The sequence below is a fragment of the Streptomyces sp. DI166 genome, assembly GCF_900091315.1.
Taxonomy (GTDB): domain Bacteria; phylum Actinomycetota; class Actinomycetes; order Streptomycetales; family Streptomycetaceae; genus Streptomyces; species Streptomyces fuscus.
This window is the reverse complement of sequence record NZ_FLSP01000064.1, coordinates 36,760-51,568: the sequence shown is the minus strand read 5'-3', so window position 1 is coordinate 51,568 and position 14,809 is coordinate 36,760. Positions and strand designations below refer to the sequence as shown.

The window sequence follows — 14,809 nt, the reverse complement described above, 5'->3', positions numbered from 1 at the left end:
CGCGCGATCAGCCGGGCCCGCGCCACGCGGCGTACGGGCGCCGGTCGCCGGGGCGGGGCCGCGGCACCGTCGAAGAAGGCGCCGAACACCCGGTCGTAGCGCTCCAGATCGTCCCGCTCGCCGCACAGCGTCAGCCGTCCCGCCCAGTACACGTCCGCCCGCCGCTCGGGCCCCAGCACGTCCACCGCCGACAGGAAGGCGTGCACCCGCTCGCTCCCGGCCTCGACCCCGGCCGCCCGCAGCGCGCGGGCGAAGCCGAGGAGCGCGGCGTCGGCGGGGAACACGGCCCTCACATCCTTCGGGCTGCGGGCGGCGTGGTCGTGATCGCGTGCCGGTCCGGGGCCGTGCCGTTCGCCCCGCTGGGGAGGACCTGCGTCCGGCCGCTCCGACGGGCCGTCCCGCTGGCCTCCGGCACGGGCGAGACCGAAGTCCGCGGCGTCGGCGGGGAACACGGCCCTCACACCCCCCTGCTCGCCAGTACCGCCGCGAAGTCCAGCGCCCGCGCACGCTCCGCGTCCTCCCGGTACTTCAGGACCGAGCCCAGGGTCGCCAGGGCCAGGTCCGGGTCCGCCTCCTTCGCGCCGAGCGCGTCCAGGGCCTCGGCCCAGTCGATCGTCTCGGCGACCCCGGGCGGCTTGAGCAGGTCGTGCTCGCGCAGGGCCTGGGTCAGGGCCGTGACCTGTTCCGCGAGGCGGGCGGAGACGTGCGGCAACCGGCGGCGCACGACGGCCAGTTCGCGGGCGAAGTCGGGGTGGTCGAACCAGTGGTAGAGGCAGCGGCGTTTGAGGGCGTCGTGGACCTCGCGGGTGCGGTTGGAGGTGAGGACCACCACCGGTGGCTCCTCGGCGCGCAGGGTGCCCAGCTCCGGAATCGTCACCGAGAACTCCGACAGCAGCTCCAGCAGGAACGCCTCGAACTCGTCGTCCGCCCGGTCGATCTCGTCGATCAGCAGCACCGACGGACTGGTCTGCAGCGCCCGCAGCAGCGGCCGGGCGATCAGGAAGCGCCTGTCGTACAGCTCGCCCTCAAGGCGGTCCGCGTCGGTCACCCCGGCGGCCTCCGCGGCCCGCAGGTGCAGCAGCTGGCGCGGGAAGTCCCAGTCGTACAGCGCCTGCGAGGCATCGATGCCCTCGTGGCACTGGAGCCGGATCAGCGGCGCGCCGAGGGCCTCGGCGAGGGCGGAGGCGAGCGCCGTCTTGCCGACGCCCGCGTCGCCCTCGCAGAACAGCGGCCGGTGCAGCCGCAGCGCCAGGAAACAGGCGACGGCGAGCCCGTCGTCGACGAGGTATCCGGTCGTCTCCAGACGGGCCCGCACCTGTTCCGGACCGTCGATCCCGGTGATCGCGGCTCACCCCATTCCGGCGGCGGTGAGCACCGCGCGCCCGGTCAGCACCCGCGCCAGATGCGCCCGGTACTCGGGCGAGGCACTGGTGTCCTGGGCCGGGTGGGTGCCGTCGGCCGCCTCCTGGGCCGCCCGCGCCACCGCCTCCGCGTCCCCGGCACCGGCCAGCGCCTCCTCGGCCGCGTGGGCGCGCAGCGGGGTGGCGCCCATGTTGGTCAGCGCGACCCGTGCCTCGGCGATGTGTCCGTCGTCCCGCCGCACCAGCGCGGCCACGCCGACGATCGCCCACGACTGGGCCACCCGGTGGAACTTCTCGTAGTGGAAGCCCCAGCCGTCCGCCTTGGGCACCCGTACCTCGGTCAGCAGCTCGTCCGGGGCGAGCGCCGACTGCAGGTAGTCCACGAAGAACTCCCGCGCCGGGATCACCCGCCGGCCGCCCGGCCCCTGCGCCACCAGCTCCGCGTCCAGCGCGAGCACCACCGCGGGCAGGTCACCGGCCGGATCGGCGTGCGCGAGGGACCCGCCGAGGGTGCCGCGATGCCGTACGGCGGGATCGGCGACCGTCGCCGTGGCGGCGGCCAGCAGACCGGCGTGCCGGCGCACCAGCGGATCGTGGATCACGTCGTGGTGGGTGGTCATCGCGCCGATCACCAGGGTGTCGCCGTCCTCGCGGACCCCGCTCAGACCGGGCACCCGGCCGACGTCCACGACCAGTTCCGGGAAGGCGAGCCGCATCCGCAGCAGTGGCAGCAGGCTCTGCCCGCCCGCCAGCACCTTGGCGTCCTCGCCGCCGTCGGCGAGCGCGCGCACCGCCTCCTCGATGCTGCCGGGGCGGGCGTAGTCGAACGCGGGAGGGATCATGACCGGGCCTCCTGTGCCGAGCGCAGGGCACGCCAGACGCGTTCGGGCGTGCAGGGCATGGGGACGTCCTGGACGCCGAGCGGACGCAGCGCGTCCACGATCGCGTTGACCACGGCGGGCGTCGAGGCGATGGTGCCCGCCTCGCCGACCCCCTTGACGCCGAGGGCGTTGGAGGTGGCCGGGGTCTCCGTGCGGTCGGTGACGAACTCGGGCAGGTCCGCCGCCGACGGGACCAGGTAGTCGGCCATCGTGCCGGAGAGCAGATTGCCCTCGTCGTCGTAGACGGCCTCCTCGAACAGGGCCTGCGCGATGCCCTGGGCGAGTCCGCCGTGCACCTGTCCCTCGACGATCATCGGGTTGATCACCTTGCCGACGTCGTCGACCGAGACGTACGACCTGATCCTGCTCTGCCCGGTCTCGGTGTCCACCTCCACCGCGCACAGGTGGGTGCCGTGCGGGTAGCTGAAGGTGTCCGGGTCGAGGACGTGCTCGGCGTTGATGGTGGGTTCCATGCCGTCGGGCAGGTCGTGCGAGGAGAAGGTCTCGAAGGCGATCTCCTGGAGGGTCCTGCGGGCCTCGGGGGAGCCCTTCACGGAGAAGACGCCGCCCGTGAACTCCAGGTCCTGCTCACTCGCCTCCAGCAGGTGCGCGGCCACCTTGCGGGCCTTGTCGACCACCTTGTTGGCCGCGTGGTGGACGGCGAGACCGCCCACGACCAGCGAACGGGAGCCGTAGGTGTCCATGCCCTGCGGGGCGGCCTTGGTGTCGCCGTGCACCACTTCGACGTCCTCGAAGGGCACGCCGAGCACGTCGGCGGCGATCTGGCTCCAGCAGGTCACGTGTCCCTGCCCGTGCGGGCTGGTGCCGGTGACCACCTCGACCTTGCCGGTGGGCAGCACCCGTACGGTCGCCGCCTCCCAGCCGCCGGCCGCGTACCGCAGGTCCCGGAGGATGCGGCTGGGCGCGAGCCCGCACATCTCGGTGTACGTCGACACGCCGATGCCGAGCCGTACGGTGTCGCCGCGTGCGTTGCGGTCGGCCTGCTCGGCGCGGAGCTTGTCGTAGTCGAACAGCTCCAGCGCGCGGGCGGTGGCCGCCTCGTAGTTGCCGCTGTCGTAGGTGAGTCCCGCGATCGCGGTGTACGGGAACTCCTCGTGCCGGATCCAGTTGCGGCGCCGCAGCTCCACCGGGTCCATGCCGAGTTCGGCGGCCAGTTCGTCCATGGTCCGCTCGATGGCGAAGGTGGCCTCGGGGCGTCCGGCGCCCCGGTAGGCGTCGGTCGGGGTGCGGTTGGTGAAGACGCCCGTGCAGGTGAAGTCGTAGGCGTCCATCTTGTAGATCCCCGGGTACATGAATGCGCCGAGGAGCGGGATGCCCGGGGTGATCAGCATCAGGTAGGCGCCCATGTCGGCGAGCAGGTCGACCTTCAGCCCGAGGAGCGTGCCGTCGCTCTTCGCGGCGATCTCGATGTCCTGGATCATGCCGCGCCCGTGGTGGGTGGTGAGGAAGCCCTCGGAGCGGGACTCCGTCCACTTCACCGGGCGGCCCAGGCGGCGCGCGACGGCGAGGGCGAGGGCCTCCTCTGCGTACACCTGGAGCTTGGAGCCGAAGCCGCCGCCCACGTCCGGGGCGATCACCCGCAGCTTGTGCTCGGGGATGCCGGTGACCATGGCCAGCAGGACGCGCAGGATGTGCGGGATCTGCGTGGAGGAGTACAGCGTGTACTCGCCGGACGCGGCGACCGGCGTGACCACGACCGCCCTCGGCTCCATGGCGTTGGGGATGAGCCGCTGCTGGTGGTAGCGGCGCCTGACGGAGACTTCGGCGCGGGCGCGCACCGCGTCGAAGTCCTCGCCGGTCTTCAGCGGCCAGGTGTAGCAGCGGTTGGTGCCCTTGTCGGAGTGGACCAGCGGGGAGCCGTCGGCGAGGGCCGACTCCAGGTCGAGGACCGGGGGCAGCGGGTCGTAGTCGACCTCGATCGCCTCCAGGGCGTCGGCCGCGGCGTACCGGTCCCGGGCCACGACGACCGCGACCGGGTCGCCCGCGTGGCGCACCTCGTCCACCGCGAGCGGCGGATGGTCGGGCATCACGATGTCCTCGGTGACCGGCCAGACGCACGGCATCGAGGACAGCCCGTCGGCGAGGTCCGCCCCGCTGAACGCGGCGACGACGCCGGGGCGCTCCAGGGCGGGGGAGACGTCCACGCGGGTGAGGCGGGCGTGCGCCATCGGGCTGCGGAGCAGGGCGATGTGGAGCAGCCCGCTCGCTGTGATGTTGTCGGTCCAGGAGGTCTGCCCGGTCAGCAGGTGGGCGTCCTCCTTGCGGGGCCGGGCGCGGCCGACCTCGCGTGCCACGGTCTCGGTCATGCCGTCACCTCCTGTTCGGAGGCGGCCAGTACGGCCCGCACGATGTTCTGGTAGCCGGTGCAGCGGCAGAGGTTGCCCTCCAGGCCCAGCCGTACCTCTTCGGCGGTGGGGTGCGGGTTCTCCCGCAGCAGGTCACGGGCCGCCATGATCATGCCGGGGGTGCAGTAGCCGCACTGCAGGGCGTGGCCCTCGTGGAAGGCGCGCTGGAGCCGGGTCAGCTCGCCGTCCGGGGCGAGTCCCTGCACCGTGGTGACCTCGCCGCCGTCCGCCTGGACCGCCAGCACCGAGCAGCTCTTGACGCTGGTGCCGTCGAGGTCGACCGTGCAGGCGCCGCAGTTGGAGGTGTCGCAGCCGACCGGGGTGCCGGTCAGGCCGAGCCGGTCGCGAAGGTAGTGGACCAGCAGGAGCCGGGGCTCCACCTTGTCCTCGTACGTCGTGCCGTCCACCTTCACCGTGATGTGGGTCATGGGCCCTCCAGAGAGGGAGATCGTCGGGCCGGACGTGATGTAGGTCACTCTATGACGCCGCGCAGAACGGGGCGAGGTGCGCGGCAGCGGTTTTGTTGAGGATTAATCCATTGCTGGTGCGAGGCCGGTCCTGGTGCACTGCACGGGATCCGACGCGACCACGACGAGGAGCCTCCATGCGCCCTGCGTTCATGTCCCCCCAGGTAGGAACGACCCCCTCGACCAAGGACATGACGCTTCGTGCCGTTGCTCAACCTCGGAATCCTCGCCCATGTCGACGCCGGTAAGACCAGCCTGACCGAGCGGCTGCTGCACGCGGTCGGCATCACCGACGAGATCGGCAGCGTCGACGCCGGGACCACCCGGACCGACACCCTCGCGCTGGAGCGCCGGCGCGGGATCACCATCAAGTCCGCCGTCGTCTCCTTCCCGGTCGACGACGTGACGGTCAACCTCATCGACACCCCCGGCCACCCGGACTTCATCGCCGAGGTCGAGCGGGTGCTCGGGGTCCTCGACGGCGCCGTGCTCGTCGTCTCCGCCGTCGAAGGCGTGCAGGCGCAGACCCGGGTCCTGATGCGGACCCTGCGTCGGCTGCGCATCCCCACCCTGGTCTTCGTCAACAAGATCGACCGGCGCGGCGCACGTGAGCAGGACCTCCTGCGGGACATCGCCCGCCGCCTGGGCGCCCCGGTCGCGCCCATGGGCCGTACGGCCGGCCTCGGTACCCGCGAGGCCGCGTTCCGGCCGGGACCGGAACCGGCGGCCCTGGACGTGCTCGCCGACCACGACGACGGCCTGCTCACCGCGTATGTCGAGAACGCCGTCACACCGGACCGCCTCCACGCCGCCCTGGTCCGGCAGACCCGCCAGTGCCTGGTCCATCCGGTGTACTTCGGCTCGGCCGTCACCGGCGCGGGCGTGGACGCACTGATCGGCGGCATCCGGGACCTGCTGCCCGCCGCCGAGGGCGACCCGGACGGCCCTCTCTCGGGCGCGGTCTTCAAGGTCGAACGGGGACCGGCGGGGGAGAAGACCGCGTACGCGCGGATCTACGCCGGCACCCTCCGGGTCCGCACCCCGGTGCGGTTCGGGGACGCCGGAGCAGAGGGCAAGGTCACCGCCGTCAGCGTCTTCGAGCACGGCTGCGACATCCGCCGCGAGGCCGTCCCGGCGGGCCGGATCGCCAAGCTGTGGGGTCTCGCCGACATCCGGATCGGCGACCCGCTCGGCCGCCCCCGCAAGACGGAGAGCCACTTCTTCGCACCGCCCACCCTGGAGACGGTCGTCGTCCCCGGGCCCGGCACCCACCCCGGGGCCCTGCACACCGCGCTCACCCAGCTCGCCGAGCAGGACCCGCTGATCGGCCTGCGCCACGACGAGGTCCGCCGGGAGATCTCCGTCTCCCTGTACGGCGAGGTCCAGAAGGAGGTCGTCCAGGCCACCCTCGCCGACGAGTACGGCCTGCACGTCACCTTCCGGGAGACGACACCCCTGTGCGTGGAGCGCCTGACCGGTACCGGCGCCGCCGTCGAGTTCAACGGCAAGGACCCCAACCCCTTCCTGGCCACGGTCGGCCTGCGCGTCGAACCCGCCCCCGTGGGCGCCGGCGTCACCTTCGCGCTGGAGGTGGAGCTGGGCTCCATGCCGTACGCCTTCTTCAAGGCCGTCGAGGACACCGTCGGCGAGACCCTCGGCCAGGGCCCGCACGGCTGGCCGGTGCCCGACTGCGCGGTGACGATGACCCACTCCGGCTACTCGCCCCGGCAGAGCCACGCCCACCAGGGCTTCGACAAGAGCATGTCCAGCACCGGCTACGACTTCCGGGGACTCACCCCGCTCGTCCTGACCGAGGCGCTGCGCCGGGCGGGCACCCAGGTGTACGAGCCGATGCACCGCTTCCGCATCGAGGCCCCGGCCGACACCCTGGGCGCCCTGCTCCCGGTGCTGGCCGGGCTCGGCGCGGTACCGGGCGCCACCGAGACCCGCGGCGAGAGCTGCGTCCTGGAGGGCGCGGTGCCCGCCGCCCGGGTGCACGCACTGGAGCAGCGGTTGCCGGGGCTCACCCGCGGCGAGGGCGAACTGGAGAGCGCCTTCGACCACTACGCGCCGGTGACCCGGGGGAGCGTGCCGGAACGCGCGCGCACCGACCACAACCCGCTGAACCGGAAGGAGTACCTGCTCAATGTGACACGCCGGACGGCCGGGCGATCTGACTGAGAATCAACTTACTTGAGAGTCAGAACTGTTGACGGTTCGCGCGGTCCGCCGGACTTTGGGCACATGTCGACTACACGTGCGCGTGTGCTCGTTGTGCTGGTTGTCCTCCTCGGATTCCTGACGGCGGCCGGACCTCGCCCGGCCGCCGCCGGCCCCACCCTCCCCGACTCCCTGTGGTTCGACGGGACGGCCCTGACCGTGCGCGACGGCCGCTTCGCCGACGACCACGGCCGCGAGGTCGTCCTGCGCGGCTACAACGTCTCCGGCGAGACCAAGCTCGCCGAGAACGGCGGACTGCCCTTCGCCTCGGTCGCCGACGCCCGCAGGTCCGCCGCAGCGCTGCGCGCCCTCGGCGGCGGCAACACCGTCCGCTTCCTGCTCTCCTGGGCCTACGCCGAACCCGTGCGCGGCCAGGTGGACACCGCGTACCTGTCCGCCGCCACCGCCCAGATCGGGGCCTTCCTCGACGCGGGCATCCGCGTCTACCCCGACTTCCACCAGGACCTGTACTCCCGCTGGCTGTTCGACGCGGACAGCTGGTACACCGGCGACGGCGCCCCCGAGTGGGCGGTGGAACTCGGCGACTACCCCGACGAGTTCTGCGGGATCTGCCCCTTCTGGGGCCAGAACATCACCTCCAACGCGGCCGTGACCGAGGCGACGTACGACTTCTGGCGCAACACGTACGGCGTCCAGGACGCCTTCCTCGACACGGCCCAGAGGGCGATGACGTACATCAGGCAGCATCTGACGGACACTCAATTCGCGGGTGTGGTCGGCTTCGACCCGTACAACGAGCCGCACGCGGGTGTGTACGACTCCGGGCAGACCAGCCGCGCATGGGAGCGGGACGTGCTGTGGCCGTTCTACGAGCGGTTCCGGGCGCGCATGGACGCGGCCGGGTGGCAGGACAAGCCCGCCTTCGTGGAACCGAACCTCTTCTGGAACGCCAACCTCGACTTCCAGCGCCAGGAGGGCGGACTGCTCGACGCCGGTCGGCTGGGACCGCGGTACGTCTTCAACACCCATTTCTACGACCAGAAGGCCATCTCCGGGATCTTCATGTGGGGCAAGGCGCAGGACGGGCAGTACACCGGTGACTTCGGCACCGTCCGCGACCGGGCCGCGGCGACGGGCGCGCCCGCGATCGTCAGCGAGTTCGGGCACCCGCTGTCCGGCACGGTCTCCGACAAGGCGCCCACCGTGCTGAAGGCGATGTACCAGGCGCTCGACTCCCGGGTGAAGGGCGCGAGCTGGTGGTCGGACCCGACCGCCTCCGGCCCGGTCCTGTCCGGCAGTCAGTGGCAGTGGGACATCTACCACGGCCGCCACCACGAACTGATGAACGGCAACCCCGACAAGGTGCTCACCGGCGGTGACGCCTGGAACGGCGAGGACCTCTCCGCCGTACGCCTCGACGACTCCGGCACCCCCGTGCTCCGCCAGGACGTCCGCCTGCTGGACCGCCTCTACCCGAGCGCGACCTCCGGCACCACCGTCGCCTTCACCTACGAGGACCGCTCCCGCGACGGCTCCACGACCCTGACCTGGAACCCGGTGCCGTCCTCACTCCCGAACGTGGCCCGCCTGGTCGGCACCGGGCAGTACGGCCTGCTGCTGTGGGAGTCGGGCAGCGGCTCGGCGCCGACGGAACTGCACCTCCCGGCGTCCTTCCCAACGGGGTCCACCACGGTCGTCTCCGACCTGGGCGCGGTGCACGCCCCGCCCGCGTACGGCGACGCCGCCCCCATCGCCGTGGCCCCGGAACCGGGCGGCACCGGCAGCCGGCGCCTGCTGCTCGACGACACCGACTCCGGCACGCTCCACTTCGCGCTGGTGACCAACGGGACCGCCAACCCCTCGGCGGACCTGCTCACCGCCGCCCGCGCCGAACTCACCGCCTGGGCCGCTGCCGCGCGGTGATGACCGGCCGGCTCGCCGCGGTCGGCGCCGTCGGCGAGCCGGTGCCGTGCGCCTCCGGCGCTGGGCCGGTCAACTGCCGTTCGGTGACGTCCAGTCGGACTCCACATGGCCGAGCCGTACCCGCTGGGGGTGGTCGCCGACCGGGACGGAGACCTGCTTGGCGCCGGTGGCGAAGTCGATGGCGGTGACCTGGTCGGTGCCGCTCTCGGAGACCACGCAGGACTTGCCGTCGCCGCTGACCGTGGCCCAGTACGGCTTGGAGGCGGTGACCAGCGGGCCCTCCTGGAGCGTGGCACGGTCGACGACCGTGGCGTAGTCGTCCATCGTGCCCGCGACACACAGCTTCCTGCCGTCGGGGCTCATCGAAATGCCGTGGTGGCGCGAGTCGTTGACGAAGGTGGTGCGGTCGTCGCTGGTCGCGGGGTTCTTCGGCAGCGTCTTGGTGCGGACGATCTTGTCGGTGGCCAGGTCGTACTCGAAGAAGCCGTTGAAGAACGACACCTGGAAGTACAGCTTCGACTCGTCCGGCGAGAACACGGCGGGCCGGACGGCGTCGGAGTAGTCGGTGAGGCCGATCGCGTTGAGCCGGTCGCGCATGTCGATGACCTTGACGCGCTGGAACGTGGTCGCGTCGACGACCGTGATGTACCGGTTGCCCTTGGTCCAGTCCAGCCACGGGGCGTCGGTCTGGGTGTTCACGTCACCGATCGCCATGTTGTAGATGTACTTGCCGTCCTGCGTGAAGATGTTCTCGTGCGGCTTGTCGCCCGTGCCGAACTTGCCGAGTTCCCTGCCGGTCTCGATGTCCAGCACGTGCACGGTGTTGGAGGTCGAGGCCGACACCGCGACCCGCTTGCCGTCGGGGGAGACCGCCATGTGGTCGGAGCGGTAACCCGACACGGGGAAACGCCAGTTGACCGCGCCGGTGGCCAGGTCGAGCGAGACGACGTCGGCGAAGCTCGGCCGGGAGACGACGACCGACCTGCCGTCCGGCGTGGAGTACATGTCGTCCACGAACTGGTCGTGCCCCTCGCCGACACTGTTGCGGATCGCCATGAAGTAGATCCACTTGATCGGGTTGGCGTTGATCTCGGCCATGCGCTGGGCCTTGTCGGGGATGACGTTGATCCGGCCGATCTTCGCGAAGTCCCCGCTGGAGCGGATGACATCGGCGGTGCCGTCCCAGTTGTTGCCGACGAACAGGACCTCGCGCAGGGCGGCGGAGCCCGGGTCCGCGGCGGTGGCGGTCGTGGGGGCGGTGACGGTCAGGGCGAAAGCGGCGGCCGCGACGGCGGCGGCGCGCAGGTGCCCGGTTCTGCTGGCAGGCATGGGGGGCTCTCCTCATGGACGGCTGCGGGGTGGCCTGATGGGGGGTACACCTGGTGCGGGGGTGGCGTGCGCATGCCAAAGTGGTCGGAAATCTGAACACGGAGTCGTTCAGAGTTTGACTTACTGGAAAGTAAGGAGAGGGGGGCCTTCTCCACAAGACTGCGTACACGACAAAATGACGAACGGCTGAGGAGAGGAAGGACATTGGCGGGCAGACTCAGGGCGCCGACCGGCCGTTACGGCGGCAAGTCGGCGGAGGAACGCCAGGCCGAGCGCCGACGCCGGTTCCTCGACGCGGCACTCCAGCTGTTCGGGGACACACCGGGCTACCGGGGCACCACGGTCGCCGCGCTCAGTGAGGCGGCGGGACTGTCGACACGCCAGTTCTACGAGGAGTTCCGCACCCTGGAGGACGTCCTCGCCGCGCTCCACCTCCAGGTCAACGGCTGGGCGGAGGAAGCGGTCCTGGCCGCGGCGGCCGCGGCGGAGGGCCTGCCGCTCGCCGAGCGCGCCGCCGCGATCTTCCGCGCCTACGCAGCGAACGTCACGGCCGACCCGCGCCGCGTCCGCATCACCTTCGTCGAGATCATCGGCGTCAGCCCCCGACTGGAGGAACAGCGCCTGGCCCGCCGGGCCCGCTGGGTCGACCTCGTCTGCGCCGAGGCCGCGGCCGCGGTGACCCGCGGGGAGGCGGCCCCTCGTGACTACCGGCTCTCGGCCACGGCCTTCATCGGCAGCGTGAACGGCCTTCTGCACGACTGGAGTTCGGGCTGGGTGGACGCGACGCTCGATGAGGTGGTCGACGAACTGGTACGGCTGCTGCTGAGCATCCTGCAGCCGTTGCAGCCGTTGCAGCCTCGGGTCACGGGGAGTTGAGGGGCGGGGCGCCGTCTTCCGCCCGCGGCCTGGGCCGTGTCCGCGAAGTCGCGTCGTCCGCCCGGAGGGCGGGCCGAGCGGCGGCACGGGGGTGCCCCCGCGCGAGCCGGCGAAGCCGGGTTCGAACGTGGGGGAGCATGCTCTCGGCGTGCCGGGCGTCGGGCGGCAGGTGGACTTTGCGCCCACGGCCTAGGCGCCGCCCTCCGTCAGCCGCTCCACCGCCGCCAGTACCGGCGCCGTCCCGTCCTCCGCGCGGATGCGGGCGCCGAGGGTGCGGGCGCGCTCCCGGTGCCCAGGGTCGCGTACCGCCCGGTCGAGAGCGGTCGCCAGACCGGCCGCCGTCAGGTCGCGCAGCGTTACCGCGCAGGGGGCCACGCCCACGGTGACCAGCCGCCGGGCCCAGAAGCCCGCGTCGAACTGGACCGGCACCGGGACGGACGGGACCCCGGCCCGCAGGCCCGCCCCGGTCGTGCCCGCGCCCGCGTGATGGACGACGGCGGCCATGCGCGGGAACAGGACCGAGTGCGGCACCTCGTCGACCGTCAGCATGTCGTCGCCGTCCGCCGCCAGGCCGCCCCAGCCGCGCTGGATCACCCCGCGCAGCCCGGCCCGCCGCAACCCCCGCACGATCTCGGCACTCAGCGCCTCCGGGTCCGGCACGGTCGCGCTGCCGAGGCCCACGTACGCCGGCGGATCGCCCGCGTCGAGGAACGCCTCGACCTCGGCGGGCAGCCGCTCCTCGCGGTCGTACGGCCACCAGTAGCCGGCCACCTCCAGACCGGCCGGCCAGTCCCGGGGGCGGGGCACCACCAGCGGGCTGAAGCCGTGCAGGACGGGCAGCGGGACGCGCGTGCGGCGGGCCGGACCCAACTGGGCGCGCAGCGACGGCATCGTCGCCGCGAAGCCCCGTTCCATCACCAGGTTCAGCCCGTGCCCGGCGATCCGGTTGCCGACGCCGCCCCAGGATCTGGCGCCCATGACGGACGGGGCGAACTCCCGTGTGGGAGCCACCGGTTGGAGGTAGACGCCGAGGACCGGCAGCCCCAGGCCCTCGGCGATGGCGCGCCCCACAGGGGCGAGCGAACCGGACACCAGCAGGATGTCGGCCTTCCGGGCGGCGGCCAGCAGGTCGTCCGTCATCAGGCCCACCAGCGACCGCGCCATCGCGGCCAGCCGCACCAGCTTGCCCACACCGGTCCTGCTGCGGTGCAGCCCCAGGCCCTGTGCGGAGCGGGACTCCGCCCGGGGGTCGACCGGAAGCGGGTGGAAGCGCAGCAGCGAACCCTCCACCAGCGGCTCGAAGTACCCGTGTGTGACCAGGGTGACCTCGTGCCCGGCCCGCGCCAGGGCCTGACCCAGACCGGTGTAGGGGGCCACGTCGCCCCGCGAGCCCGCCGACATGATCGCTATGCGCACGTCGGCCAGTATGACCCCGCGGCCGCTCCCTCAGCGGATCACGGCCAGGATTCCCGCCACGGCCGCCAGACCGACGCCCACCAGCAGACCCGCCGCCATCAGCCGACAGCGCAGAGCCCGGTACCGTTCCTCGTACTCCCCCCGCAACTCCTCCGCACGCCTCGCCGTACGCTCCCAGGACCGCCGGGCCAGCGCCGCGTACTCCGTCGCGAACCGCCGCTCCACCTCCTCCCGCTGGGTCTCCGTCAGCCACGCGTCCAGCGAGGCGCAGAAGCGCTCGGCCGCGGTACGGCCCTCCTCACGCGTGGCCGCGACCAGCAGATAGCCCTCGACCTGTCCGACCCACCCAGGATCCTCGCCGGCGGTCATCGCGCGCTCAACTCCCGCACCGGGGAGCCGGTCGGGGGATGGTGGACGTCGAACGCCGGGGACTCGGAGCGGATCCGGGGCAGGGTGGTGAAGTTGTGCCGGGGCGGCGGGCAGCTCGTCGCCCACTCCAGCGAACGGCCGTAGCCCCACGGGTCGTCGACCTCGATCTTCTTGCCGTACTTGGCGGTCTTCCAGACGTTGTAGAAGAACGGCAGGAACGACAGGCCGAGCACGAACGTGAAGATCGACGACACCGTGTTGAGCGTGGTCAGGCCCTCCACCGCCAAGTAGTCCGGAATCCGGCGCTGCATCCCGTTCGTGCCCAGCCAGTGCTGGACGAGGAAGGTGCCGTGGAAGCCGAAGAACAGCGTCCAGAACGTGATCTTGCCGAGCCGCTCGTCGAGCATCCTGCCGGTGAACTTCGGCCACCAGAAGTGGAAGCCGGAGAACATCGCGAACACCACGGTGCCGAACACCACGTAGTGGAAGTGCGCCACCACGAAGTACGAGTCCGAGACGTGGAAGTCCATCGGCGGCGACGCCAGGATCACACCGGTCAGACCACCGAAGGTGAACGTGACCAGGAAGCCCGTCGCCCACAGCATCGGCGTCTCGAAGGACAGCGAGCCCTTCCACATCGTGCCGATCCAGTTGAAGAACTTCACACCCGTCGGCACCGCGATCAGGAACGTCATGAAGGAGAAGAACGGCAGCAGCACACCGCCGGTGACGTACATGTGGTGCGCCCACACCGTGATCGACAGACCCGCGATCGAGATCGTCGCCCCGATCAGACCCATGTAGCCGAACATCGGCTTGCGGGAGAAGACCGGCACGACCTCGGAGATGATCCCGAAGAACGGCAGGGCGATGATGTACACCTCTGGATGCCCGAAGAACCAGAACAGGTGCTGCCACAACAGCGCGCCGCCGTTGGCGGAGTCGAAGACGTGGGCACCGAACTTGCGGTCCGCCTCCAGCGCGAACAGAGCCGCGGCCAGCACCGGGAAAGCCAGCAGGACCAGCACACCGGTCAGCAGCACGTTCCACGTGAAGATCGGCATCCGGAACATCGTCATGCCCGGGGCGCGCATGCAGATGATCGTGGTGATGAAGTTGACCGAGCCGAGGATCGTGCCGAAGCCCGAGAAGGCCAGACCCATGATCCACATGTCCGCGCCGATACCCGGCGAACGCACCGAGTCCGACAACGGCGCGTACGCGAACCACCCGAAGTCCGCCGCCCCGTCCGGCGTCAGGAACCCGCCCACCGCGATCAGCGAACCGAACAGATACAACCAGTAGGCCAGCATGTTCAGCCGCGGGAACGCCACGTCGGGCGCGCCGATCTGCAGCGGCATGATCCAGTTCGCGAAACCGGCGAACAGCGGCGTCGCGAACATCAGCAGCATCACAGTGCCGTGCATCGTGAACGCCTGGTTGAACTGCTCGTTCGACATGATCTGCAGACCGGGCCGGGCGAGCTCGGCGCGCATGAAGAGCGCCATCACGCCACCGATCACGAAGAAAGCGAACGACGTGACCAGATAGAGCGTTCCGATCGTCTTGTGGTCGGTTGTCGTCAGCCATTTGATTTGGTCTCTCACGACCCGCCTGTGTCCGCGCGAGCAGCTCACGTC

Annotated in this window: 11 protein-coding genes and 1 pseudogene; 3 read left to right on the top strand and 9 right to left on the bottom strand. The window is 71.4% G+C overall.

The window, feature by feature from the left end; translation table 11 throughout:
• From GA0115233_RS41895 to GA0115233_RS27125, 5 genes and pseudogenes are all read right to left on the bottom strand, one after another.
• Positions 1-452: pseudogene (locus GA0115233_RS41895) on the bottom strand (hypothetical protein); the annotation flags it as partial.
• 5 nt (positions 453-457) lie between these two features.
• Positions 458-1,342, bottom strand: a complete 885-nt coding sequence (locus GA0115233_RS27140) for an AAA family ATPase (RefSeq protein ID WP_313895914.1) — start codon at positions 1,340-1,342, stop codon at positions 458-460.
• 6 nt (positions 1,343-1,348) lie between these two features.
• Positions 1,349-2,203, bottom strand: a complete 855-nt coding sequence (locus tag GA0115233_RS27135) for an FAD binding domain-containing protein (RefSeq protein WP_093722933.1) — start codon at positions 2,201-2,203, stop codon at positions 1,349-1,351.
• Positions 2,200-4,569, bottom strand: a complete 2,370-nt coding sequence (locus GA0115233_RS27130) for a xanthine dehydrogenase family protein molybdopterin-binding subunit (protein WP_093722932.1) — start codon at positions 4,567-4,569, stop codon at positions 2,200-2,202. Before GA0115233_RS27130 ends, GA0115233_RS27135 begins: the two co-directional genes overlap by 4 nt.
• Positions 4,566-5,036, bottom strand: coding sequence for a (2Fe-2S)-binding protein (locus GA0115233_RS27125; RefSeq protein ID WP_093722931.1), 471 nt, complete (start codon positions 5,034-5,036; stop codon positions 4,566-4,568). The genes GA0115233_RS27130 and GA0115233_RS27125 overlap by 4 nt, the downstream gene beginning before the upstream one ends.
• Positions 5,037-5,276: 240 nt before the next feature.
• Here GA0115233_RS27125 and GA0115233_RS27120 point away from each other — a divergent pair, with 240 nt between their 5' ends.
• Together GA0115233_RS27120 and GA0115233_RS27115 are read left to right on the top strand one after the other, a co-directional pair.
• The gene (locus GA0115233_RS27120; protein WP_093722930.1) at positions 5,277-7,256 is read left to right on the top strand and encodes an elongation factor G; all 1,980 of its coding nucleotides are present in this window, start codon (positions 5,277-5,279) and stop codon (positions 7,254-7,256) included.
• Between the two features lie 63 nt (positions 7,257-7,319).
• On the top strand, positions 7,320-9,179 hold the full coding sequence (locus GA0115233_RS27115) for a cellulase family glycosylhydrolase (RefSeq protein ID WP_093722929.1): 1,860 nt from the start codon (positions 7,320-7,322) through the stop codon (positions 9,177-9,179).
• 69 nt (positions 9,180-9,248) lie between these two features.
• Here the strand turns inward: GA0115233_RS27115 and GA0115233_RS27110 are convergent, their stop codons facing one another.
• On the bottom strand, positions 9,249-10,508 hold the full coding sequence (locus GA0115233_RS27110; protein ID WP_093722928.1) for an outer membrane protein assembly factor BamB family protein: 1,260 nt from the start codon (positions 10,506-10,508) through the stop codon (positions 9,249-9,251).
• A 204-nt stretch (positions 10,509-10,712) separates the two neighbouring features.
• On the opposite strand from GA0115233_RS27110, the gene GA0115233_RS27105 reads away from it, so the two are divergent.
• Entirely contained in the window at positions 10,713-11,384 is a 672-nt protein-coding gene (locus tag GA0115233_RS27105) for a TetR/AcrR family transcriptional regulator (protein WP_093722927.1), read from the top strand.
• 189 nt (positions 11,385-11,573) lie between these two features.
• Here GA0115233_RS27105 and GA0115233_RS27100 read toward each other — a convergent pair whose 3' ends face one another.
• The 3 genes from GA0115233_RS27100 to ctaD are packed head-to-tail and all read right to left on the bottom strand — an operon-like array spanning position 11,574 to position 14,776.
• Positions 11,574-12,785 carry a glycosyltransferase gene (locus tag GA0115233_RS27100; RefSeq protein WP_093722938.1) on the bottom strand — a complete coding sequence of 404 codons (1,212 nt, stop codon included), beginning with the start codon at positions 12,783-12,785 and terminating at the stop codon, positions 11,574-11,576.
• 45 nt (positions 12,786-12,830) lie between these two features.
• Positions 12,831-13,169 carry a hypothetical protein gene (locus tag GA0115233_RS27095; RefSeq protein ID WP_093722926.1) on the bottom strand — a complete coding sequence of 113 codons (339 nt, stop codon included), beginning with the start codon at positions 13,167-13,169 and terminating at the stop codon, positions 12,831-12,833.
• On the bottom strand, positions 13,166-14,776 hold the full coding sequence (ctaD, locus tag GA0115233_RS27090; RefSeq protein ID WP_176711952.1) for an aa3-type cytochrome oxidase subunit I: 1,611 nt from the start codon (positions 14,774-14,776) through the stop codon (positions 13,166-13,168). The genes GA0115233_RS27095 and ctaD overlap by 4 nt, the downstream gene beginning before the upstream one ends.
• Positions 14,777-14,809 lie beyond the last annotated feature (33 nt).